This window comes from Paenibacillus sp. MAEPY2 (assembly GCF_000499205.1).
GTDB classification, from domain to species: Bacteria; Bacillota; Bacilli; order Paenibacillales; family Paenibacillaceae; genus Paenibacillus; species Paenibacillus vandeheii.
In genome coordinates, this window is sequence record NZ_AWUK01000027.1 from 119,954 (window position 1) to 143,871 (window position 23,918).

A 23,918-nucleotide genomic window follows, 5' to 3' on the forward strand; every position below is an offset into this window, starting at 1 on the left:
GGTATATGTCACGTTGGACCTGCGCGGGTCATCATGACATATACCCCTTTTAAGTTTGGATTAATGAGCGTATAAGCAAACATGAGAGTGAACTGAACGGATGGGTTCAGGGTCATTCCATGTTTATTCGTATATTCGTTGTTCGACTTCAGCAAACGCGATATCAGGGCTCTCATCGGAATTATCGATATAAGCCACGGCTGAAGCAGGCAACGGCCAGGCGACTTGTTTTCGGGTAAGTGAAGCTGTGAAGGCATCCCAGTTTTCCAGCTTCCACTCATCCAGCGGAGATTGTCTGTCTGTAATCCGCTCACGATACAACGCTTCATTTGCCAGATAAATATAGGCTACACGTACATCCGTATCGTCGAGGGAACGTCCGATCCGTGCGAGTTCCTGCTCGATCCAGTCCGGAGTTCCGATTTCTTTGGTAAAGGGTCCGACAACAACCGTATCGATTCCCAATTGCACGTTGTCGAGTGCAGCATCCATCGTAATACGGTATCCCAGGTCACGGCATAACCGTTTGTATTCCGGTGAATCGCGATCGGATGGATCGAGTCCCTGTAGGGTCATTATTGCTTCCGCAGCAGGACGCAGCAGGATATCCATATCAAAAAAAGCAGCTTTATATTTACGGGAGAGGGCTTTGGCAAGGGTTGTTTTGCCGCTCCCGGCCCCGCCGAGAAAGAATATCAATTTGCTCATGGTTTGGATGGCCTCCTCATAATGGTTAGAACGAATATGTAATATGAAAACAAAGAATAGAGAGATCCAGTATAGTATCTCAGATGTGAAATGACTTGTTTATTTTATCATAAACGTATCCAATTCATAGCTAGACAGAAAAGGAAGAATCAGGTAATATAATACCTAGTTTTACTATGCATAGATTTCCGATGTATATAGCCAAGTGATTTTATTAGGTTCACGTTTATTTTTAAAAAGAGGTAAAAGTGGTTGATGTTATTGGACGGTGAAGCATGAAAAAAGGGAGTGACAGCTTTGCAGGTAAACAAACAAATGATTAAAGGCAGTACCGAGACATTGATTCTTACGCTACTGAAGGAACAGCCGCTTTACGGTTATGAATTGATCAAGGAACTCCATCGTCAATCCGAAGGTGTGTTTAATTTGAAAGAAGGCACGTTATATCCCATTTTGCACGCGATGGAGCTTGAAGGATGGGTGGAGTCCTACTGGATGGAGGTTGAAGGTAGGAAGCGTAAATATTATTCAATTTGTGATAAGGGTGTGGAAGCGTTACAACATAAAAAAGCCGAGTGGCTTTTATTCCGCGGAGCCGTGGATCGGGTGCTTGGGGAGGGGGGGCTTACATGACGGATCGACATGAGAAGGTTAAACATTATCTTGATCAAATGTGTAGTCAGGTTAAGGCACGTGAAGTACATACGGATCTGCGTGATGAGCTTGGCAATCACATGGAAGAAATGATGTTGGACAAGCAGCAAGAGGGACTGAGCCAGGAAGAGGCAGCGGCATACGCTATTGAGCAGATGGGTGATCCCGCAGTTGTCGGCAAAAGTATGCACAGATTGCATCGTTATCGTATGCATTGGGGGCTGTTAGTTGGATTACTTGGTTTGGCAACAGTAAGCCTGTTGTTAATGTGGATTTTTACGACCAATGTTACAGTGGAAATATATCAGGAACTGTATAGCAATCATGTAATATACACTGTTATGGGTTTCATATTCATGTTGTTCTTTGTTTACTTTGATTATCGGAAATTTAAAGAAGCGGCCTGGTGGATCTATATTCTGCTTAATGCCATGCTGTGGATCAATCCAGTGCTATCTTCAACTTACAATGGTATAAATAGGTTTTGGGTGTTACCATTCGGCTTTGTGCTAGATGTGACGACAGTTTCAATGTGGGTATTGCCACTTGCCATTGGCACAATTATGCTGGACAAGCTTCGTTCCAATTGTAATATGCAATCCATATTGGCCTACATTGCAATGGTAGCGTTACCGATAGTGCTATTGTTTCAAATATCGGACTGGGTTCGCATGTTTCTATTTGGCACAATGTCCATTATTTTATTTGGCTGGCTCACGCGAAAATGGCTTTATACGGTCGTAGGTGCTGTAATAACAGGATGTGTATTTGTATTTTTATTGTTTTTTGCGGATCAATATGGACGTCTAGAGAGGCTCTCTGTCGTTTTGAATCTTCAGGCTGACCCATATGGGGATGGTTATACCAACAATTCCATTATTGAAGTTATTCGATCAGCGGGCTGGTGGGGTAATGGGATGGATACAACGTTCGACATGTTTAAAACGGGCTATAAGGATTACCCAGGTGTGCTGCTCATTGATGTGTTTGGCTGGTCAGCCGGGATACTGTTATTGGTGGGTATCATCTGGTTTGTTGCCAGTATGGTGAAGATACTTCCTCGCATCCGGGATGATTTTGGTCGTATGATTATTGTCAGTATCACCGCTATGTTTGCAATGCAAATCCTCTATTCGTTGGCGATGACTACCGGGAAGGTTCCAATTCTCAGCATTGTTTTTCCTTTAATAGGATATGGAAATCACCTGCTTTTCGAATATGCCATGCTCGGTTTACTTCTCGGTATTTATCGTCGAAAGGATACCAATTCGAAGAGAAATGAAAAAATGCGGCAGAAGGTGGATGCTGATCCAATGATCAGTTCATAGGCATCCAAAATCATTACCGCATCTTGAAACGAAGATATAGTTATTCTCGTTAAATGATTAATCACGGGAACCAGATGTGACGGAGGTTTACCCAACCCTGGCTGTTAAAGGAGAGTCCGCGAACGGAAGGCAGGTAGGCAGTCTCTACCGGTTTTTCAGTTAAATGTAACAATAGACTCTGCTGCACTAAAAATTGTTCGATCCGATCCAGCTCGCCAGTTCGGTCTGCGAATATTTGCGAAGCAACAACGGTTTGCAGCATCTCTTGAACAATCTTCTTGTAATAGTTATCCAGATGTTCGGATAAAGTGAGATAAAGATCGTATCTGCGCAATTCTTCGTCCCGGTCCCGAATCAGGGAGAAGAGAATCAGATCGGATTCCAGTCTCAGGTTCCCTTTGAATTCCTCCATCGTGCCTATGCGGACAGTACATGTGAAGCCGTACATTTCCAATGACGATGCCAAACGTCTAGCATCCATCCGATACTGAGGAATGGTTGTGATGTGCAAGGGGATAGGTAGATCAAAAGTGGGGTGCTGAGACAAATAAGTCAAATCTTCTGCATTCATCAACACTTTATCAGCATCTCCTGGATCACCTTCATTACTTTCATTCATGCCATTCCTATACAATTCAGCAATACATGCCTGAACATGTGCTCTTACATCCGGATCGCTTAGCGGTCCGGTTTTTTGCGTGTTACAAGTAAGTAATTTGCACACCATCACGCCTGCACTAATCTGCGTCCAGTCCCTACCCGCAGACGAAGATGGATTATGAACAAGGTGAAAGAAGGGAGATTCGATCTCTTGCTTTTCATCCACATGTGCAGGGGCACTCCACGGAATTTGTAGAATGTCTACACGGTCCAGATGGGCTCTGCCTTGAAAATACATCGGAAAAGCTTCTAGTCTGCACAGGTGATCATCCCAGTCAGTGACCTTGAAAGGCCCCGTTCCTATAGGTATCTGCATGGTATTCGATACGTCTGGGTCATTTTCTCCATCTTTCTGTTGCCCGTATGGGGCTTGTAAAGCAACAATCGCTGCACGGCTCGTAGAAAGAAACGGCAAAAACAATTCGTGTGGGGCTCTAAGCTTGAAACATACGGTCAAGGGATCTGCTGCTTCAATCGATAGAATTTGTTTGCTCACATCGCGGTATAATGTCCGTCGTTCCGTGGATTGCAGACGTTCAAATGTATACACCACATCTGCGGCAGTCAGCAGGTGTCCATTGTGAAAAGTAATCCCTTTACGCAAATAAAAGAACCATGTTTTCCGGTCTGAACTGACATCCCAGGTATGAGACAGACAAGGAACAATCTCCCCATGTTCATTACGTTGAACCAGCCCGTCGAACACATGACTGGTGACAAAAGATTCTGCCAGCAAATTGATAAAAAGAGGATCAAGCGCATGCAGTTGTTGGCGGATCGGTAACCTGAGCGTATCAATTCTCTCATTATGGCTGCCAGCTTCCGTATGATGTCCAGAATAACCAAGCAGCCACTGGTTTAGGTGATCCTGCATCGTCATAGAATTGGAGTAAGCACCAACCTGTTCGGCAGCTTGCTGCAGCTCCCGGCGATTCATGGCTTGCATCATGTATTCTGCTGCAATTTGATCAGCCGGAACAAGCAGGGTTAGCGTTGAACGCCGTCCGCGTCCGCGTTGGGACACCCAACGAATCCATTCGTTGGCAACCATTTTTTTGACGATTGTTAACGTGTTACGGTGTGTACAATCAAGTAGTTCAGCAAGGTCGGCAAGTGTAACTTCGTGTTCTGTCTTGTGACCAAGTCGGTTATGCAGCAGCAGATATTGCTGGTGTAATTTCAAATATGAAGCCCTCCTGGGAGATGATCACGATGGTAATGTCATAAAATAAGAAGTTTTGTTCATTTTTATTTCTATTTATATTCTTATTTTATCATCTAAAATTAAACATAGAAAGTATAATGGAGGTTTTTCCCATGATTGATAAAATAATGGCTTCACCGCAACGCGCTTTAATCACGCTGCTATCTGCATGGATACTGGCTGTCATTCAACAGTATTTATTCTTTGGCAATGAGATAGGCGTATCGTATCCGATCTTTGTTATTCTCTTTTATGGTTTCATGTATCTTTTTGCCCGGGATCGTATGAGGTCATTCAAGTGGATTGATGCATTTGTAGGGGGCGTTGTTTTTTTGTTGTCGCTAACTTTTATGTTATACGACAATGAACCGCTGTACGCTCTCAATTTCCTGGCTGTACCGGGCCTTATTAGCTTACATATGACATATCTGATGGGTAGAAAACGGAGGGAGTGGTGGGAGATTGGCTTGATCGGTACGGCTATTGACCATCTGCTACCACAAGCCATACGACATTGGGGAACCATTGGGGCTATGGCTGTAAAAGCAGGAGGACGTGGCATGGGCAAGTCACAGAAAACGGTTGTTTTCAAAGTGCTCATTGGCCTGGTGGCATCCTTGCCCATCCTCATTGTGGTCTTATCTTTACTGTCTTCTGCTGATGGAATTTTCAATCAATATTTATCCGGTTTCCCGGAGTGGCTGAATCAATTAACATTTACGCCAGGATTGCCGAGAATCCTCTGGATTATTATTGCAGGTGTATTGTTGTTCGGTTATGTATGGGGATTCGTGCAGCCGATGCAATATGAAGCAGAGAAGAGAGCGAACGCACATTGGAAAAATGGAGCAGAATCCGCGGTTATTCCGCGTGATCATACGCTTGAGGCCTCTCCTGTAAACCCGATTGTCGAGGGGGAAGTTACGAATCAGATCACGGCCGAGGAACCCTGCACGCAGGTTCATCGGGAACCATTCAAATTGGACCCGGTCATTGTGGGCACGATGCTGCTGGTCATTAACTGTGTGTACGTTCTGTTTGTGCTCGTACAGTTTTCGTACTTGTTTGGTGCAGGCGACGGGCAGCTTCCGGCCGATCTGTCTTACGCGGAGTATGCGAGAAGTGGATTCGCAGAGTTGGTTCTCGTCACAGGCATTAACTTTTTTATCCTTATTGTTGCATTGCAGTATACCCGTCCGAGTGGAAAAGCTGGTTTAATCATGCATCAGGTACTACTCCTGGTTCTGGTATGTTGTTCAGCAATCATGTTGTATTCCGCTTTTATGCGTCTGAATCTCTATGAGCAGGCTTATGGATATACGTACATTCGTTTTCTGGTGCACGCATTCATGATCTTCCTGGCACTTCTGTTACTGATTGCCGGTCTTCGTATACGTTACACAACGATACCGCTGATTCGCTGGTATATTGTGCTGGCACTCACAGCCTATGTTGCAGTCAATTATGTGGGAATGGATAAACGAATTGCCGAGCTAAATATCGAACGTTATCATCAGACGGGCACTATCGATGCTTCATACCTGGCGAGTCTGTCGGCAGATGCAGTTCCGCTACTGCGGGAGTTTGCCATGGAAGAGTATCCGATTCTAAAGAAGGAGCTGTTGGAGCGCCATGCCCACCTGGACATGAATTCAGCAGACCTTCCCTGGCCTTCTTATAATGTGGCAAGACATAGGGCTGAGCTGGAATTGTCCAAATTGAGAACGGAATAAATTCATCTACCTGTTTTCCAACAATGAATTTATGCAAAATCAATATGTAAGTGTTATAATATAAAAACTAACCTATAAAGGGGGTGAATCCCTTGTTTGAACTTCATGAATTAATACCCTATATATTCACAATCGGACTCATTTTCACCGTCAGTTATGCTTATATTGCCCATCTGCATTGCGGCATGACAGAGTACTGGATGGAAGCTGGAGCAGGTGGTGGACTTGAACCAGGCTTGCCTGCATTGTTCCTGGATGCACAGCACAGACCTGAAGCATTAACTCGAATGGTCAGACGCAGAGAATCACCGGATGAAGATGAACCCGATTGCACGCCCTCGTTGAGCGAAATTCCTACAAATCAACGAGGAGGATATATATGGAACATAAGACAAGCAAGGGGTTCACTTTTACATCGGGCAAGGGACGGATCTATGGCCTGATCGCCATTTTGTTTGCGGTCATGCTGCTTGCCGGTTGCAGCAACAACGTATCAGAGATTACTTCATCAACACCAGGATTTTTTAATCATTACATTGTTTTTCCACTGTCGTATCTGATCCAGCACATTGCCACCCTGTTTAGCGGAAGCTATGGGGTTGCAATTATCGTGATTACACTGATCATTCGTCTTGCACTGCTGCCTTTGATGATGCGTCAAGCCAAATCTCAGCAAGGTACCCGAGTGATCATGAATGCCATGAAGCCGGAGATGGATGCGCTCAAGAAAAAATATGAGGGCAAAAACGATCCGGCCGATAAGCAGAAGCTTTCGCAGGAAACGATGGAGCTGTACAAAAAGCACAAGTTCAATCCGCTGAATATCGGTTGCTTGCCGATGCTCATTCAGTTGCCTATTCTGTCCGGTATTTACACGGCTATCCGACTTACGCCAGAGCTGTCATCCCACTCATTTCTGTGGTTCAAATTAGGAGCGCCTGACTATGTGCTTGCTGTTGTAGTAGCTGTTATTTATCTGATTCAAGCCAAGGTCTCGCAAGCCAATATGGCGCCGGAACAGCGAAAACAATTTGCAATCATGGGATACATTTCTCCTCTGATGATGGCCTTTTTCTCCCTTTCGGCCCCGGCAGCCATGCCGCTGTATTGGACGATTGGTGGTTCATTCCTGGTCTTGCAGACGTTATTGTTCCGCAAACTGTATCCCGTGGAACATCCGCAGGATCCTGCTGTGATTGAGGTGACGAAGGTCAAGTCTGCAAAACATAACATGTCCTAGACTGGCGTGTAACATCATACAATATCTAAGAACATCTTTTACGTACATGCACCCTATAGAGCAGACATAAAGTCTACTTTATAGGGTCTTTTTGTGAGGGGGGACTATCCAGTGATCTAAGAGGTAGATAATAGCTCAACAGAATTTAGTGTATAGGGGAGGGGGAGAACATACGTATGGTAGGAGGGGATTACAAGTCAATTTCAGAGTAAACATGATGTGGAAACATGGAATAAAAACAAATAAAATTTATTGTTTGGATTTATTGACAAAATTTGATGTATCAATTACCATTTTGTTTAAGAGTTTTGGGGAGGAGCCAATCTAGTGTAGAATGCTTGACTTAATAGGGCGTTTTTTGTAAATTCATACCGCGATAAATTGGATCTGGAGGGGAATTAGTGGATATTATTATCGGGCTTATACTAGGTATTGTGGAAGGACTTACGGAGTTTGCCCCAGTGTCATCCACAGGTCATTTGATTCTGGTGGGACATTTGCTAGGTTTCGAGGGTACTGTACGTGCTTCGACATTCGAGATTGTAATCCAACTCGGTTCTATCCTGGCTGTAGCTTTTCTGTTCTGGAAACGAATCCTCAGCATCCTTGGCATCCATGTTGGAGAAGATCGGAAAGCAACTAAAGCTAAGGAAAAATTAACACTTATTCATATCATTATTGGTGTGATCCCTTTTGGTGTTGGGGGCGTATTTTTTTACGATTACATAAAAGAGGTTTTGTTCAGTGCTCAAACGGTTGTTGTTACGTTAATCCTTGGCGGGATTCTGATGATTGCAGCCGAGATGTTCAAACCGAAAAAGCCGGCTGCAGAAACGTTGGATCAGGTCACTTACCGACAGGCGTTAATTGTAGGTTTGTTCCAGTGCTTAGCGCTTGTTCCCGGTTTTTCAAGAATGGGTGCTACGCTATCAGGAGGTTTGCTGGCAGGCATGAGTCACAAAACAGCCTCGGAATTTACGTTTATAATGGCGCTTCCTATTATGTTCGGCGCTTCACTGAAGGATTTATACGAGAGCTGGGATTATCTGTCTGTTGATGATCTTCCCTTGTTTATTACAGGGTTTGTAACTGCTTTTATCGTAGCTATGATTGCAGTTAAATTTTTCCTGAAGTTGATTAACCGGATTAAACTAATTCCTTTTGCGATCTATCGTTTTGTATTGGCAGCCGCTTTTTGGATCTTTTTACTTCGCTAGAGTACAGACCATTCTTACATTTGAATAAGGTAACAATTATCGGGAGTCTTATCCATAATCAGTGTTTTTTATTAACTCACATTGAAAAGGAAAGATTCCCTTTTATTTTTTGGGGTAAAATTAGCGGTTAGCTAAAGGGACATTCATCTACTGAGGTGGGAGCGCAAAATATGACTGCATTCATCGTAAAGCAAAGCATCATGTTTGTCATACTGTATGGAATCCAATTTTTGATCGGTACGATTGTACTCAAATATCGGTTGCGTGTGAACTACGCTCGTAAAATTGTTCATTTCATGTCATTTATTACACCGATGGCTATCGAATTGATCGTGAGCTCCAGTACGGGATATACCGGGCCTATTTTTATCGTCGGAATGCTGATGAACTGTGTAATAATGCTCATCTATATTAAGCCAATTCGTGAGAAAAGTGTATTGGTTCATCGCATGTTTGCCTCGTTTGACCGACCAGAGGACCGTCCTCATACCTTGCTATGGATGAATACGCAATTAATTGCCGGCTACGTTGTTCTGGCACCCTGCTTTCTATACTTTCAAAGTATAGGTTATGGCACGCTGGCCTTTATCCCGGTCATCATCAATGGACTTGGAGACGGACTTGCCGAACCGATCGGTATTCGCTTTGGGAAGCATAAATATCGTGTTCATGCCTTGTTTTCCAAGAAAAAGTTTACCAGAAGTATTGAAGGCAGTTTATGTGTGTTTTTATCAGCGGTACTTATTTTGCTGGTATTCGCAAGTAGTTTTACCGTACCGCAACTCGTTGTGGCACTTCTGGTTCTTCCTATAGCTGTAACTCTGGCTGAGGCATTCTCACCCCATACCGTAGATACTCCGTTTATACTGATTGTTGGTTTTGCGTGTCTGTATATGATTATTTCATTCGTTTAACAAGGAGAATAGCACATGACAACCAGTGAATACAAAGTGCTTGCCATAAAGTCCAGTTATGGTGCGTTCATCAATTATAGCTATGTTGTCGTTGATAAAACGACTCGCGAGGCAGCCGTTATTGATCCTTCTTGGGATCTGGAAGCCATTCTTGATTCCCTGGCAGCGGAACAGGCCACGCTTACTCACATTCTGTTAACGCATTCCCATGTTGATCATGTAAATCTGGTGGGGGCATTGCTGGAGCGTTTCAATCCTGAGGTATATATGGGAGCTGTGGAAATTGAATTTTTTAGGTACCAATGTGAAAATTTGAAACCCGTAAAGGATCAGGATGCCATTTTGCTGGGTAACACACTGATATCCTGTATGCTGACCCCTGGGCACACGCCGGGTTCCATATGTTTTTCATTGCAAGACCATATTTTTACAGGAGATACTCTATTTGCGGAGGGATGTGGCATATGCTCTGAGCGCGGAGGGGACCCGGGTGCGATGTATCACAGTTTACAAAAAATACGGGAACGAGTACATCCTTCTGTCAGGGTATACCCTGCGCATTCGTTTGGCCTTGAACCGGGTCAGACACTTGATATGCTGCTTGAGAGAAATATATATTTTAATATTTTGGATGAAGAACAGTTTATTGCTTTTCGAATGCGAAAGAATCAGCCGGATGCCAAAAGCTTTGTGTGAAGGAACAAGGGGCGTGACATATGAAGGAAAATATTGTTTTTATGTTCTCCGGTCAGGGTTCACAATATATTCAGGCGGGAAAAGAATTATACCGGAGTTATCCGGTGTTTCACCAATGGATGCTGCAGATGGATCGTTGGGTTCAAGACATCGGCGGCAGATCCATTATACAGGAATTATATGATTCAAATCGGTCTTATTCTGATGTTTTCGAGGAAACTCTAATTACACATCCTGCCATTTATATGCTGGAATATGCGCTTGCCAGGACGTTAATGGAGAGGGGGGTTATACCCACAACCGTTGTTGGCACCAGTTTGGGGGAGTTTGCGGCAGCGGCTGTATCCAACGTAATGACTCCCAAGGCGGGACTGGAAGCAGTTTATAGACAAGCTGAAATCATGCACAGGACGTGTACTCCGGGAGGCATGCTGGCTGTATTGCATAGTCGCGACGTCTATGACACTAATCCGGAGCTGTATGGGGAGTGCGAGCTAATTGCTGTAAATTCGTCAAATCATCTAGTCATCTCCGGGAGTTTGAGAGGGGTTACAAGAGCAGAGAGTTGGCTTAAAAACCAAGGGCTTTCTTATGTCAGACTGCCTGTGACTCAGGGTTTTCATTCAGCCTGTATCAATCCTGCGGCCAAAGAGTATTTAGCCTATCTAAACACGCAGTCTTACAATGTTCCCACGATCCCGCTTGTCTCCAGCTTAACCGGACAACCTGTCACCAAAGTATCAACCGACCATTTTTGGCGAGTTGTCAAGGAACCGATTCAATTCTCTCAGGCGTTATCTCATATAAGAGAAGAGAAACCGAATAGTATATTTCTGGATTTGGGGCCTTCGGGCACACTTTCCAGCCTCGTGAATCAGATTAGCCCCCGGAAGGAACGAACATGTATAACCATGACACCCTTCCATCAGGATGTAAAACATGTAGAACAGATCATTAGTTGTTATGCCAATTCGAATGAAACTGGAGGGGATGAACCTTTGTGGGCATATGTATTTCCAGGACAGGGATCACAGAAATTGGGCATGGGTGAAGGGTTGTTTGAGCAGTTTCCAGAGCTGACCCGGCAGGCGGATGATATTCTTGGATATTCCATTCGGGAACTGTGTATGTATGATCGTTCTCAGCAATTAAGCCTCACAGAATATACGCAGCCAGCTTTGTTTGTAGTTAACGCCATGACATATTTACATAAGATCAAGGAAACGGGCAGAAAGCCAAGCCTGGTTTCGGGTCACAGTTTGGGAGAATACAATGCGCTTTTTGCGGCAGACGTATTTGATTTTGCTACAGGACTGAAGCTTGTACGCAAAAGAGGAGAACTCATGAGCAAAGCCCCTAAAGGGGGAATGGCCGCTGTGATCGGTCTAACGGATATTGCCATAAAAAAAATCCTTCAACAATATGGGCTGCATCAACTGGACATCGCCAATCTGAACTCCCCAACCCAAATTGTACTGGCAGGACCTCTAGAAATCATTGATCAGGCCAAAACGATTTTTGAACAAACTGGCGCACAGATGTATATCCCTCTCAGGGTCAGCGGGGCATTTCATTCCCGTTATATGGAACAATCAGCGAAACAATTTGAACAGTACCTCCAGCGTTATTCATTTTCCGCTCCAACGATGACCATCATTTCGAATTATACGGCTATGCCCTATCGCTTGAATGAAATTCATGGCAATTTGGTCCAACAAATTACACATCCCGTTCGCTGGTGTGAAACGGTAAGGGTTCTGATGGGCATGGGAGTAAACACAATAGAAGAGATAGGTCCGGGCAACGTGCTGACTAAGCTCGTTACCAAGATTCAGACAGAGTGTGAGCCCATTGTATATCGCCCTGATCACATGTCTGTGGAACCGTCACCGTCAGCAGTTCACTCCACTTCTCCAACATCATCCGCCATACAGCCCGGCAGCAAAGGAACTCGACTGTCCGAATCCCTAGGCTCAAAACAATTTAAAAAGGACTACAATTTGAAATGGGCCTATTTGACAGGTGCAATGTACAAAGGGATTGCTTCTCCCGAGATGGTTGTTAAAGTGGGGCAATCAGGAATGATGGGTTTTTTGGGGACAGGTGGGCTAAGTTTGAAACAGATCGAAGAAGGAATCGATTATATACAACAGCATTTGCAGGATGGACAGGCGTATGGGTTAAATCTTCTGCATCAAATGACTCATCCTGAGCGAGAGGAAGAACAAGTTAACTTATTACTGCGTAAAGGTGTACATACAGTAGAGGCTTCCGCCTTCATGGGTGTTACTCCGGCATTAATTCAGTATCGTGCCCATGGATTGAAGCGTTCTTCAGATGGGCGGGTAACTGCAACCAATCGCATTATTGCCAAGGTATCCAGACCTGAAGTAGCTGAAGTATTTTTAAGTCCCGCTCCAGAATTTATGGTTGAGAGGTTGTTAAAGGAAAACAAGATTACATCTGCTCAGGCAGAACTCCTGAAAAAAGTACCTGTTGCAGAAGATCTTTGTCTTGAGTCTGATTCAGGCGGACATACAGATGCGGGCGTGGCTTATGTCATGCTGCCTGCAATAGTTCGTCTTCGAAATAGAATGATGGAAAAGTACAGTTATTCAAGAAACATTTGCATAGGTGCTGGGGGCGGTATTGGTACACCTGAAGCCGCAGCAGCAGCCTTTCTGCTCGGAGCGGATTTCATTGTAACCGGTTCAATTAATCAATGCACTGTTGAAGCAGCTACTAGCGACACTGTGAAGGATTTACTACAGGACATGAATATACAGGACACGGAATATGCCCCTGCTGGAGACATGTTTGAGATCGGAGCCAAGGTGCAGGTGCTTCGCAAAGGTGTATTTTTCCCCGCCAGGGCGAACAAGCTCTATGATCTGTACCGGCAGCATGATTCATTGAATGACATTAGTGAAAAAAACAAACAGCAGCTGGAAAACAAATATTTCAAAAAAACCTTTGAAGAAGTATACCGCGAGGTTGTTCAATATCGATCTCTCGAGGAAATACAGAAAGCTGAACAGAATCCCAAATACAAAATGGCATTGGTATTCAAGTGGTATTTTGCCCATAGCACAAAGCTTGCCATGGAAGGAGCAAAAGGTCATCAGGTCGATTATCAGATCCACTGCGGTCCTGCCTTGGGTGCTTTTAATCAATGGGTAAAAGGCACACCGCTTGAGGACTGGAGAAACCGTCGTGTAGCTGAAGTGGGCATAAAGCTGATGGAAGATACGGCTTTGGTTTTGGAGGAACGCTTGAAGCAATTGGCTGTGGCGGTTGAGATAAACTAACTTTTAGCATTGTGGGGGACAGGGGTGTGTGATGATGCGACAAAAGAAGGACATGAAGCCAACATCCGATATTGATCCGGGAATTTGCCTTGCGGATATTGCAATTGTTGGTATGGCATGCAGGTTTCCACAGGCTGATCATTATACGACGTTTTGGGATAATCTTGCGAATGGTGTAGATTCCATCAAGGAGATTCCTCCAGATCGATGGGATGTATCGAAATTCTATTCTCAAGATATTGAAGCCCCGAATAAGAGCATTGGGAAATGGTGCGGTCTGCTGGATAATGTGTATTCTTTTGATCACCGCTTTTTTAGCATCTCTCCCCGAGAGGCCAAAAATATGGACCCACAGCAACGAATTATGCTAGAAGTTTCCTGGCAATGCATTGAGGATTCCGGGATATCACTTCAAAGGTTACAAAATCAGGTCACTTCCGTTTATGCCGGAGTAATGACAGTAGATCACCGCCAAATGGCCTCCCATCCCGAATTGGAGACAGATAGCTACGCCTGCCTTGGAAATTATGAAAGCATTCTTGCCAATCGGATTTCTTACGTCATGGATCTCAAGGGGGCCAGCATAACCGTGAATGCAGCTTGTGCTTCCTCGCTAGTAGCCGTTCATGAAGCGAAGCTAGCCTTGCAACGAAAAGAGTGCAATTACGCATTGGCTGCATGTGTGAATCTGAATCTGCACCCATGGAAGTTTATTTCATTTTCCAAGTCCAGAATGTTAAGTCCGGATGGACGTTGTAAAACCTTTGATAAGGAAGCCAATGGTTATGTACCAGGCGATGGAGCAGGGGTGCTTTTGCTTCAAAGGCTTGAAGATGCGTTAGCGGAAGGCAATCATATCCACGGGATTATCAAGGGATCTGCCTGCAATCATGGCGGAAGAAGCGCATCCATAACCGCTCCGCGTATGAAGGCACAACAAGACGTCATCTTGGCTGCGTATCAGGATGCGGGTATTTCCCCGGAAATGGTCACGTATATTGAGGCACATGGAACCGGCACGTCATTGGGAGATCCGATCGAAATTGAAGCGCTCAAAAATGCATTTGCTACCTATACTTCCCGTACCCAGTTCTGTCGAATTGGCTCGGTGAAAACCAATATTGGCCACCTTGAGAGTGCTGCAGGCATGGCTGGTATTGTTAAAGTGATCATGATGATGAAACATGGCAAAATACCGGCCAACCTTCATTTTAACGACCCTAATCCCGTCATAGATTTTAAGAGTACTCCTTTTGAGGTGGCCAGCCATCTAACCGATTGGAACAGTGCTGGCGATGGGCTGCCTTTAAGAGCGGGCATAAGCTCTTTCGGCTTTGGTGGAGTTAACGCACATCTGGTGATTGAACAATGGTGCGCTGCACCCTTGCACAAACAGAGGGGGGAAGCAGCTGAAGTCCGTTCTCAGTTATTCACGCTTTCAGGCAAAACGAAGTGGCATTTGGAAAAACAGCTTGAATCATGGCGAGCATTCTCGCTTACTCCCCAGTTTGATGAATGTACGCTGCGTGATATTAGCGGAACGCTGCTCACGGGAAGAGTGGCTTCTCCTTACCGCTATGCCGTCATGGCAGACAGCTTGCAGCAGTTAAAGGAAAAGTTGCATTTAGAGTCAGGACTTTCATCTAAGCCAAAACAGGAAAAGTGGGCAATAAGAATGGGTCATTTTTCCTGTTTGAATTATGAGCAATTTAGCATGTCAACCCGTGATTTACCGCATGTGCAAGACTTTGTCCAATCCTTACTGGACCAAATTGCTAATCGCTCACTGGCCGATCACTATCGGCGGATGTTCTACAATGAACCATGGGAGAAAGAGACACTTTCCTGTTGTCAGTTCATTGCAGGATACGCCGTCCTTCGATGTTTACTGGAAGCGGGCTTAAAAGTGGAATGGATGACAGGGGAACATACAGGCATGTGGGCTGTTCTTGGCGTAAACCAAATGATTGCTCCCGAACAAATCCTTGCGAGGCTTGCTGGGAGAGATGAAACAGACTTCATTCAACTCAATCGTCCGTATCTGCCCTATTTTGATCCAACATTGCAGGATATTTTGTATCCGAGTTCTTTTGACGAGTCTTATCTCCGGCGTCTGTTGGGTAGCTCGCAAGTTGAAAGTGTGGGCTCTGGGGATAGCAGAGATGACCAATTGGAATACCCAATGGTAAGTGATTACGAACGGGTTCAATATTATCTGACGAAGGGTCAATCCCTTATCTCTCATCAGTTCACCTTCAGAAAGTATATGGATGAATGGTCGAATCTGCTAGGTAAAGTAAGTGGGAACGAGTGGGATTTAGGGGAGTTGCTTGGGAATCCCGTTGATGTCCTGTTGTTTACGGAGCTTTCCGCTCAACAGTTATTCATTATGGTTACGGCTGTGGCTCATTCCCTGCGAAGGTTGAACCGCAAGTGGGATTTGACCATAATGGCTGAGCCTGATCCACGTTTCGAAGAAATGCTGGACCTGATGGACGATCACATCTTACTTCCAGAAATGGTCGCCCGGCTTGTTTTGGATTCCAATGCGGATTATAAGGCTGTTGTCCAATCCATGAACCTGAAACAGCAAGAGATCTATACGAACCAAAATGACAAGCAGTTATATGCCCGAAACGATAATCTTCCCGAAATTGGAAGCGCTGAGCTATGGCTTCGTCAAATGCAGGAAAGCCAGATTGAGCTGGGGAAAATTTCGTCAGACATCAAAATCATCGACATCGGTGCATTTCAATCTGCCTCACCTGATACGCTGAAACTCGCTTTAAAAGAGGATGAAGCGGGAGATGATGTCTGGAATTTTCTCTGTCAGTTATGGCTCCATGGCGTGAATGTGAGATGGGACCTATGGTTCCCTCCAGGAACATTTAACAAGCTTGCCCTGCCGACTCAGCGTTTCGATTCTGTAATCCATCGATTACATCATAATGATGATACCGTAGCTGATGTAGCTAAAGAATCAGTTACGGATGTACATGCAATTACAAGTGTGTATGGGAAAGGACTGGGATCGACTTTGCATCCGATGATCGGCTGGAATGCCTCAACCTTGGATGAATTCAAGTACCAAACGCTGTTTACAGGCAAAGAATTTTTTCTGAATGATCACCTCGCAGACGGTAAACGGACATTACCAGGTGTTGCTTATTTGGAGATGGCATTAGCCGCTGCGCAGAATGCTGGCATCCAGGAGGTCAGCGGTTTTGATGAAGTGGTGTGGTCCATACCCTTAACGGTCATAGAGCATCCGGTTGAAGTAAATATTTCTTTGTCCAAAGCTCGGGGAAAAGTTCAGTTCCACGTTTGGACCGGCGATGAGGCGAACTCCAGAAAAATTTACGGACAAGGTACGTTGTATGGAATAAAGACAGATGGCAACAAACAGGACGCGCGACAACGAAGTCCATTTGGAACGAACCAGGATATCGATGCGATTAGAAAAAGATGTATTATCCCTGTTCCGGAAGTATATCCCAAACTTGAGAGGCTTCAACTGATCTATGGACCTTCCTTTCAGTCCATAACGGAATGCTGTATAGGTGAAAACGAGGCTATTGCCAGGTATGTGCTTCCGATCCATTGTCATGAACAGTCACACGCGTATACGCTGCATCCTGTAACGATGGACAGCGCTCTGCAGACAGCGATGCTATTTGTCCAAAAGGTGAGCTCTGTTCCTTGTATGCCCTATTCCATAGGTGCGGTCAAGTGGTGGAATCGGCTTCCAGACAAGGGAAGTGTGTATGTCAGACAACAGGGTAAACAAGGGGGAAAAGCATTTAAGTTTGATATGGTATGGCTTGATGAGCAGGAACAAATATGCATGGAAATGAGCGATTTTACGGTAAGACCGGTTCAGAACAAAAAACACCATGCAAAGGACCCATTAAAAACACTTTTGCAAAAATTGGAAGCCGGAGAGGTCGAGCCTATTGATGTCTTAACTTATATGGAGGAGCGATGAGAAAAGATCAGATGTTATCACTGGATCAGATTCTTGACATGGTTAAGGGACGACGTCTCTCATCTGAGACAGCCTACCAGCTTATACAGGAGATACAGCGACAGGATAGCTCGGCTTCCCATGAAAAAAACATGCAGCAGAATACGTATCTTTATCCCTCCTGGGAGAGTCAGACCCTTCAACGTACTCTTTTCAAAAGTGAAAGGCTTCTGTTATTTGTTTCCGGTGAAGAAAACATGCGGCAATGGGACCAGAGTACTTCCGTGATTCGTGTGTTACAGGGAAATCAATTCATTGAGCAGGATGTTAATACATTCATAATCCGCCCGGAACAGGAAGAGGACGTTGACCGTTTGTTCAACAGGCTGTCCGAATTACAGTGGGTACCTGATACTGTCGTTCACGGATGGAGTGGTACGGTGCTTCCTGAAGATGAAGGGACCCTATTAAGCAAACGGCTTACCCAAGGTGTGTACACCTTATTTTATACATGCCGATGGCTGGCAAAATGTGCTGACAACAAGAAAGTAAACCTTTTATATGCGTATTCCAGTGATCGTAAAGAAGAACCGGCAAATGAAGCTGTAAGCAGTTTCATGCGCAGTGTGAAATGGGAACACCCGCAATGGACATGCCGTACATTGGACATGGGAAATGAAACTATCCCTATGTTTCAACTCATTCAACAGGAGCTGGAAGCTCGGGACCAGGCAGTTGAGGTTCGTTATCGGGACAATCGGCGCTATGTGAAGAGATTGGTATCGCTGCTGAAAACAGAATATCCACAAGTAGAGTGGAACAAACAAGGCGTTTATTTGATTACAGGTGGGATGGGTGGCATCGGTCTTCAGTTTGCCTCGTTGCTTGCCCAATCCGCTCGAGTCATTGTTTTGTCCGGACGTTCCATTCTCAGTAGAGATCAGGAACAACAATTGCGCGATTTGGGGAAGTTGGGAGCTGAAATGGTGTATATCCCAGCAGATGTATCGCAACGTGAGTCGGCCTTTGATCTCATCCGTGAGTGCAAATCCAGATTTGGGAGAATTCATGGTCTGATTCATTGCGCTGGCGTATTGAGAGACTCAACACTTCAATCTAAAAATAAAGCAGACATGGATGCTGTTGTGGCTCCAAAAGTATACGGAACGGTTTGGCTGGACGAAGCTTCCTGTCATGAACAGTTGGACTTTTTCGTCGTTTGCTCTTCTGTCATGTCCGTTCTTGGAAATGCTGGACAATGTGATTATGCCTTTGCCAATGGCTTTATGGACGCTTATTGCCGTCAACGGGATCGATTGAACAAAGAGGGGATGCGTCCTGGTCAAACGATCTCCCTGAATTGGCCTCTGTGGTCCGAAGGAGGGATGGGAGTAGATCCAACCCATCGCCTTTTTTTGGAAAATACGCTCGGGATTTCATCGATATCCAGTGAGAATGGCATACAGGCTCTTGAAGATGCGTTTCATTGCAAGGAAAGTCAGCTGGTGATTGTGAGCGGAGATGCAGTCAAATTTCAGAAGGTACATGAGAAAACGTCGTTTGCAGATGTGGAGCCGTCGAAAAAGGACATGTTGTTGGAGAACAGCATAAACGAAGAAGTTCTACTTGAAAAGGCAGCCGAGATCATTTTGACGATATCCTCACACATTCTTAGTGTGGATGTACAAGAAATGGACCTGGACGCGGATAAGAGCGATTACGGATTTGATTCCATTTCGACGACTGATTTTGTCAATCGACTTAATGCAACGTACAACATTGATCTGACGCCTCCTGTCGTGTTTGAATATGCGAATTTAAGGACATTTGCAACCTACCTGATCGGAGCCTATGGCGAAGACATTGCCCGATATCATGGAATGAGCGGCGGGCACGATGAACCTGAAATGCAGACTTCGCAAACGGTCTCAGAGGATGAAACGGATGAATTTAATGAGATCACATGTGAGCCTGTCGATGTCCATAGGAGGAATAAAGAACCCATTGCCATTATTGGAATAGGTGCTCATATGCCTCAATCTGAGAGTATGGATGAACTATGGGAGAACTTGGTTTCCGGAAAAACCTTTATTTCGGAAATCCCTCCTGAACGCTGGGATTGGCATCAATATTATGGGGACCCCATAAAGGAAGTCAATAAAACCAACATCAAATGGGGCGGATTTATGAAAGCCATTGATCAATTTGATGCTTCGTTTTTTGGCATATCTCCTCATGAGGCTGGATTGATGGACCCGAGACAGCGCATTTATTTGCAAACCGTATGGGAAGCCATTGAAGATGCCGGTTACAGGCCATCCGATTTGTCCGGGAGTAAAACAGGCATGTTTGTCGGGGTGGTTAGTTCGGATTATTATGATCTGATGCATCAAACCGGCACTCCTACCGAGGCACATACAGCTTTGGGCATATTTCACTCCATTCTGGCTAACCGAATTTCATATCTTCTAAATCTGCATGGACCCAGTGAGCCTGTGGATACAGCCTGTTCCGGTTCACTGGTCGCCATTCATCGGGCGGTGGAATCGATACACAACGGAGAATGTGAACTGGCAGTTGCCGGAGGCATTAGTGTTATCGCAAGTCCACAGCTGACGATTGCCTTTAATCAGGCAGGCATGCTCAGTGTGGATGGTCGCTGTAAAACCTTCGATCAAGGTGCTGATGGGTACGTTCGTGGCGAAGGAAGTGGTGCATTGCTGCTCAAACCGTTGTCCAAAGCGGAAGCGGATGGAGACCATATCTATGGAGTAATCCAGGCAACCGCTGTAAATCATGGGGGGCATGCTAATACTCTGACGTCTCCAAACCCTAACGCTCAGGCAGAACTTATTATCGATGCGTGGTCCAGATCTGGAATCGATCCGAGGACAGCAGATTATATTGAAGCACATGGTACCGGGACGCCATTGGGTGATCCGATCGAGATAAATGCACTTAAAAAGGCCTTCTCTCAGCTGGTTCACAACTGGGATGAATTGCATGGCAAACCGAGCGACTCAGGCCCAGTCCCCCATGTTCCGCACTGTGCAGTAGGGACGATAAAAACCTATATTGGACACCTGGAGGCAGCAGCAGGAGTAGCGGGAGTCCTGAACGTGTTACTCAGTATGAAGCATAACCGATTGCTGCCAAACCTGCAGCTGAATGAAGTTAACCCGTACATTCAGTTGGAGAACAGTCCGTTTTATATCGTAAAGGAAGGGCAGGCGTGGAATTGCAAACATGATGCTGTCCCAAGAAGTGCAGGCGTAAGTTCATTTGGCTTTGGAGGTGTCAATGCTCATATTGTCATCCGTGAATACGTGACGAAGTGTGACAGTTCCCAGAATCTATCCAATCGCCCACAGTTACTCATTGTTTCTGCAAAAAACAGAGATCGATTGAGAGCATATGCGAGGCGAATCAGTACATTTCTGAGTCAAACGGCTGGGATTACTCTGGCTGATGTTGCATTTACAATGCAGACGGGCAGGGAAGAGATGGAGGAAAGACTTGCATTTGTGAGTTCAAGCATCGCGGACACCGTGGAAATGCTTAATCGGTTTATTGCAGGTCAGGCAGATCCATCTCATTGTTGGCAAGGGAGCGTAGTCAAGCGCAAGTCCCCCCAAGATGAACAGGCTATAGCTTACCATCACCCATCCACAGATCAGGATTTCATGATCGAAGCAGAGCTCCATAAACTTGCTCAGTTATGGGTAACCGGTAACCGGATTGATTGGTCTTCAATAAATAAGAGTGAAGGAAAACGAAAAATCTCCATCCCGACTTATCCGTTTGCAGAGACGCGGCACTGGCTTCCTAATCCAGTCAAAAGGATAGAAAACCAAGAGATCCATCGATCGGGAATGGATAACAGATTCACAATGAAGCTGGTGAATAGATCGGATTTTCGGGCATACAGCTACGAATTTTCATTTACTGGCCAAGAATCCTTTTTTCAGGATCACGAAATAAACGGATATAACGTATTGCCTGCCTCAGCTCATATTGAATTGATCAGAGCCGCTGTCACGATGGCTGCTCAACCTGGGGAAGACGAACAAATCAACCTCAAAAAGTTGGTATGGCTCAAACCTGTTGTAGCTCAAAAAGGAATGGGAAGGCTTCAAATACTTCTTAAGCCATCCTCAAATGGAGTTATTGAAATAACAGTTCATTCTCCAACTAATTCTCTGGAGGATGAGATAGACAGCATCGTTTTTAGCCAATGTACTGCTGTTATTACCAAGCGGGAAGTATGCAAAACATGCGAAGTGGAGACCATCCTGAGCAGATGTAATCTGGATAAGCTCACATCAGAGCAATGTTATTCCTTTTTTTCAGCCAGGGGCATGCGGTATGGTCCAGACTTCCGGGGTCTTAAATCTGTAACAGTGGGTCATGATCAGGCACTGGCCAGAATTGCCTTGCCTTCGGGTAGTATGGATGGATTTCAGGACGGTACCATTCATCCAGGACTTCTGGATAACGCTTTTCAGGCTGCAATCGGGATCTGGCTCAGTGCTTTGGGAAGTATTCAGGACGAGCAGCAAGATACGCCTTTGCTGCCCTTCTCTGTTCAGCAAATTCATATATTTGGCTCCTGTGAAGCAGAGATGTGGGCTCATGTCCGAGCCCATCAGGTGAGTGGCAGCGCTGTTGTGCACGCGGATACCGAATATGACATAGATCTGTTTAATGTGAAGGGTGATGTACGGGTATCCGTTAGGGCCATGCGTTTTAGAAGACCTGAGCCGAAAGTTTCCAATCTGGAAGAAACTAAAGGTATGGAGACATACGAGTTACAAATGCTTGCCCCTGTATGGAAAGAGCAGTCCATCGGCTTGTTTGAACGTGAACGTGACCTTACATGTGTAGTCAACGATCTCGCAGGGGAAATATGCTTGGTAGGTATGGAGAGCTCACACTTGACCCAACTGCTCAAACATCTGCCGCACGCTGAATTAATCGTTCTGAATCCACAGGATTCCATCTTGCGGATCTCGGAACAACTGAACCCAATCATGAAACTTCGTCATGTTGTGTGGATATCTCCGATAACCGCTGAAAGCTCGCCTGATGTCAGGGGAATGATGGAGGCTCAGGAAGAAGGAGTGCTTCTTCTTTACCGACTGATTAAAGCGCTTCTTCAGAACGGATATGGAAATCGAAGCATGGAGTGGACTGTGATTACGATGCGTGCAAACTCCATTCATACACTTGATCTGGTTAATCCTACTCATGCCGGGATACATGGCCTCATAGGGGTTATGTGCAAAGAAAGACCCGGTTGGAAGGTTAGACAGGTGGATCTGGAAATATTGAACGAGCATAGCCTTTACGAATTGCTGTTGCTGCCTGCTGACTCTTATGGATTTCCATATGTAAACCGACAGGCCGAATGGTTTCGTCAACAACTCGTACCCGTTTCATATACACCTGTGTATCCACCAGAGTATTCCGAGCTGTCTCATACCTATCGTCATGGGGGTGTTTACGTCGTTATTGGGGGAGCAGGCGGGATCGGAGAGGCATGGAGTGAATATATGATCCAGCATTACAAAGCCCAGATCATCTGGCTGGGAAGAAGGGAGCTGGATGCTGAGATTCAGGAGAAGTTGCAAAGGTTGGGCGAGCTTGGATCTGTGCCCTGTTACATGGCTGTTGATGCAACGGATTCGGAAGCAATGCGCCAGGCATGTTCAGAGATTAGGCGGAATCATCAAACCATTCACGGTTTTATTCATTCAGCCATCGTGTTGGAGGATCGTAGTCTGGAAAATATGGACGAAGCTTCTTTTCGAAAAGCTTATTCCACCAAGGTAGATATCAGCATCAATATAGCCAATGCCTGTATTGGAGAGTCGCTTGACTTTGTACTCTTTTTTTCGTCCATGAACTCCTTTTTGAATTCTGCTGGACAAGCCAATTACGTGGCAGGCTGTACGTTCAAAGATGTATTTGCCCAATTTTTAAGACAGTGCTGTGATTTCCCCATCAAAGTGATGAACTGGGGATATTGGGGAAGTGTGGGTTCGGTACGTTCTGAACATTACAAGACACGCATGGCGAAAGCAGGACAAGGTTCAATCGAAGCTCCTGAAGCCATGGAGGCGCTAAATGTACTCATGAATGGTGTGCTGGATCAGATGGCCCTGATGAGAAAACACCCATCCGTAGATCTGGAGATCATGGATAAAAATGAATCCATTGTGGTCTACCAGGGGCGAGTGTCGTCAACAGTGGGATAAACAGGGTCTGAAGAACGGGATGATCAGACGTTGGG

At 45.2% G+C, this 23,918-nt stretch carries 13 protein-coding genes; 11 read left to right on the plus strand and 2 right to left on the minus strand.

The features are described from left to right. Positions 1 to 123: 123 nt before the first annotated feature. A complete protein-coding gene (locus P364_RS0120225) occupies positions 124 to 708 on the minus strand; it encodes an AAA family ATPase (protein ID WP_024631896.1) in 585 nt (194 codons plus the stop codon). 297 nt (positions 709 to 1,005) lie between these two features. Between P364_RS0120225 and P364_RS0120230 the strand changes: the two genes are divergently transcribed. Together P364_RS0120230 and P364_RS0120235 are read left to right on the plus strand one after the other, a co-directional pair. Continuing rightward, entirely contained in the window at positions 1,006 to 1,341 is a 336-nt protein-coding gene (locus tag P364_RS0120230) for a PadR family transcriptional regulator (RefSeq protein WP_024631897.1), read from the plus strand. Then, positions 1,338 to 2,690: an FtsW/RodA/SpoVE family cell cycle protein gene (locus P364_RS0120235; protein ID WP_024631898.1), complete on the plus strand. Its 1,353-nt coding sequence runs from the start codon at positions 1,338 to 1,340 to the stop codon at positions 2,688 to 2,690. Before P364_RS0120230 ends, P364_RS0120235 begins: the two co-directional genes overlap by 4 nt. 61 nt (positions 2,691 to 2,751) lie before the next feature. Here the strand turns inward: P364_RS0120235 and P364_RS0120240 are convergent, their stop codons facing one another. After that, positions 2,752 to 4,533, minus strand: a complete 1,782-nt coding sequence (locus tag P364_RS0120240; protein ID WP_024631899.1) for an ABC transporter substrate-binding protein — start codon at positions 4,531 to 4,533, stop codon at positions 2,752 to 2,754. Between the two features lie 134 nt (positions 4,534 to 4,667). On the opposite strand from P364_RS0120240, the gene P364_RS0120245 reads away from it, so the two are divergent. The 9 genes from P364_RS0120245 (at position 4,668) to P364_RS0120285 (ending at position 23,883) form a co-directional block, all read left to right on the plus strand. Further along, positions 4,668 to 6,287, plus strand: coding sequence for a DUF4153 domain-containing protein (locus tag P364_RS0120245; RefSeq protein WP_024631900.1), 1,620 nt, complete (start codon positions 4,668 to 4,670; stop codon positions 6,285 to 6,287). A 92-nt stretch (positions 6,288 to 6,379) separates the two neighbouring features. Continuing rightward, on the plus strand, positions 6,380 to 6,730 hold the full coding sequence (locus tag P364_RS36965; RefSeq protein WP_201770148.1) for a hypothetical protein: 351 nt from the start codon (positions 6,380 to 6,382) through the stop codon (positions 6,728 to 6,730). Then, a complete protein-coding gene (gene yidC / locus P364_RS0120250) occupies positions 6,667 to 7,527 on the plus strand; it encodes a membrane protein insertase YidC (protein ID WP_024631901.1) in 861 nt (286 codons plus the stop codon). Before P364_RS36965 ends, yidC begins: the two co-directional genes overlap by 64 nt. Positions 7,528 to 7,907: 380 nt before the next feature. Then, complete coding sequence (gene bacA / locus P364_RS0120260; protein WP_029881145.1) at positions 7,908 to 8,744, plus strand: undecaprenyl-diphosphate phosphatase; 837 nt, start codon at positions 7,908 to 7,910, stop codon at positions 8,742 to 8,744. A 170-nt stretch (positions 8,745 to 8,914) separates the two neighbouring features. Then, positions 8,915 to 9,658 (plus strand): hypothetical protein, encoded by a 744-nt coding sequence (locus tag P364_RS0120265; protein WP_024631903.1) that lies wholly within the window; start codon positions 8,915 to 8,917, stop codon positions 9,656 to 9,658. A gap of 15 nt (positions 9,659 to 9,673) precedes the next feature. Beyond that, positions 9,674 to 10,354 (plus strand): MBL fold metallo-hydrolase, encoded by a 681-nt coding sequence (locus P364_RS0120270; RefSeq protein ID WP_024631904.1) that lies wholly within the window; start codon positions 9,674 to 9,676, stop codon positions 10,352 to 10,354. A 20-nt stretch (positions 10,355 to 10,374) separates the two neighbouring features. After that, the gene (fabD, locus tag P364_RS0120275; RefSeq protein WP_024631905.1) at positions 10,375 to 13,662 is read left to right on the plus strand and encodes an ACP S-malonyltransferase; all 3,288 of its coding nucleotides are present in this window, start codon (positions 10,375 to 10,377) and stop codon (positions 13,660 to 13,662) included. A 31-nt stretch (positions 13,663 to 13,693) separates the two neighbouring features. Beyond that, on the plus strand, positions 13,694 to 17,647 hold the full coding sequence (locus tag P364_RS0120280; RefSeq protein WP_081718042.1) for a type I polyketide synthase: 3,954 nt from the start codon (positions 13,694 to 13,696) through the stop codon (positions 17,645 to 17,647). Continuing rightward, positions 17,644 to 23,883: an SDR family NAD(P)-dependent oxidoreductase gene (locus tag P364_RS0120285; RefSeq protein WP_024631907.1), complete on the plus strand. Its 6,240-nt coding sequence runs from the start codon at positions 17,644 to 17,646 to the stop codon at positions 23,881 to 23,883. The genes P364_RS0120280 and P364_RS0120285 overlap by 4 nt, the downstream gene beginning before the upstream one ends. Positions 23,884 to 23,918: the final 35 nt, after the last annotated feature.

Excerpts from the sequence above, each read along its gene's own strand:
- P364_RS0120280 (WP_081718042.1), top strand. The coding sequence starts at position 13,694 with ATGATGCGACAAAAGAAGGACATGAAGCCAACATCCGATATTGATCCG.
- fabD (WP_024631905.1), top strand. The coding sequence starts at position 10,375 with ATGAAGGAAAATATTGTTTTTATGTTCTCCGGTCAGGGTTCACAATAT.
- P364_RS0120225 (WP_024631896.1), bottom strand. The coding sequence starts at position 708 with ATGAGCAAATTGATATTCTTTCTCGGCGGGGCCGGGAGCGGCAAAACA.
- yidC (WP_024631901.1), top strand. The coding sequence starts at position 6,667 with ATGGAACATAAGACAAGCAAGGGGTTCACTTTTACATCGGGCAAGGGA.
- P364_RS0120235 (WP_024631898.1), top strand. The coding sequence starts at position 1,338 with ATGACGGATCGACATGAGAAGGTTAAACATTATCTTGATCAAATGTGT.
- P364_RS0120270 (WP_024631904.1), top strand. The coding sequence starts at position 9,674 with ATGACAACCAGTGAATACAAAGTGCTTGCCATAAAGTCCAGTTATGGT.
- P364_RS0120245 (WP_024631900.1), top strand. The coding sequence starts at position 4,668 with ATGATTGATAAAATAATGGCTTCACCGCAACGCGCTTTAATCACGCTG.
- P364_RS0120265 (WP_024631903.1), top strand. The coding sequence starts at position 8,915 with ATGACTGCATTCATCGTAAAGCAAAGCATCATGTTTGTCATACTGTAT.
- P364_RS0120285 (WP_024631907.1), top strand. The coding sequence starts at position 17,644 with ATGAGAAAAGATCAGATGTTATCACTGGATCAGATTCTTGACATGGTT.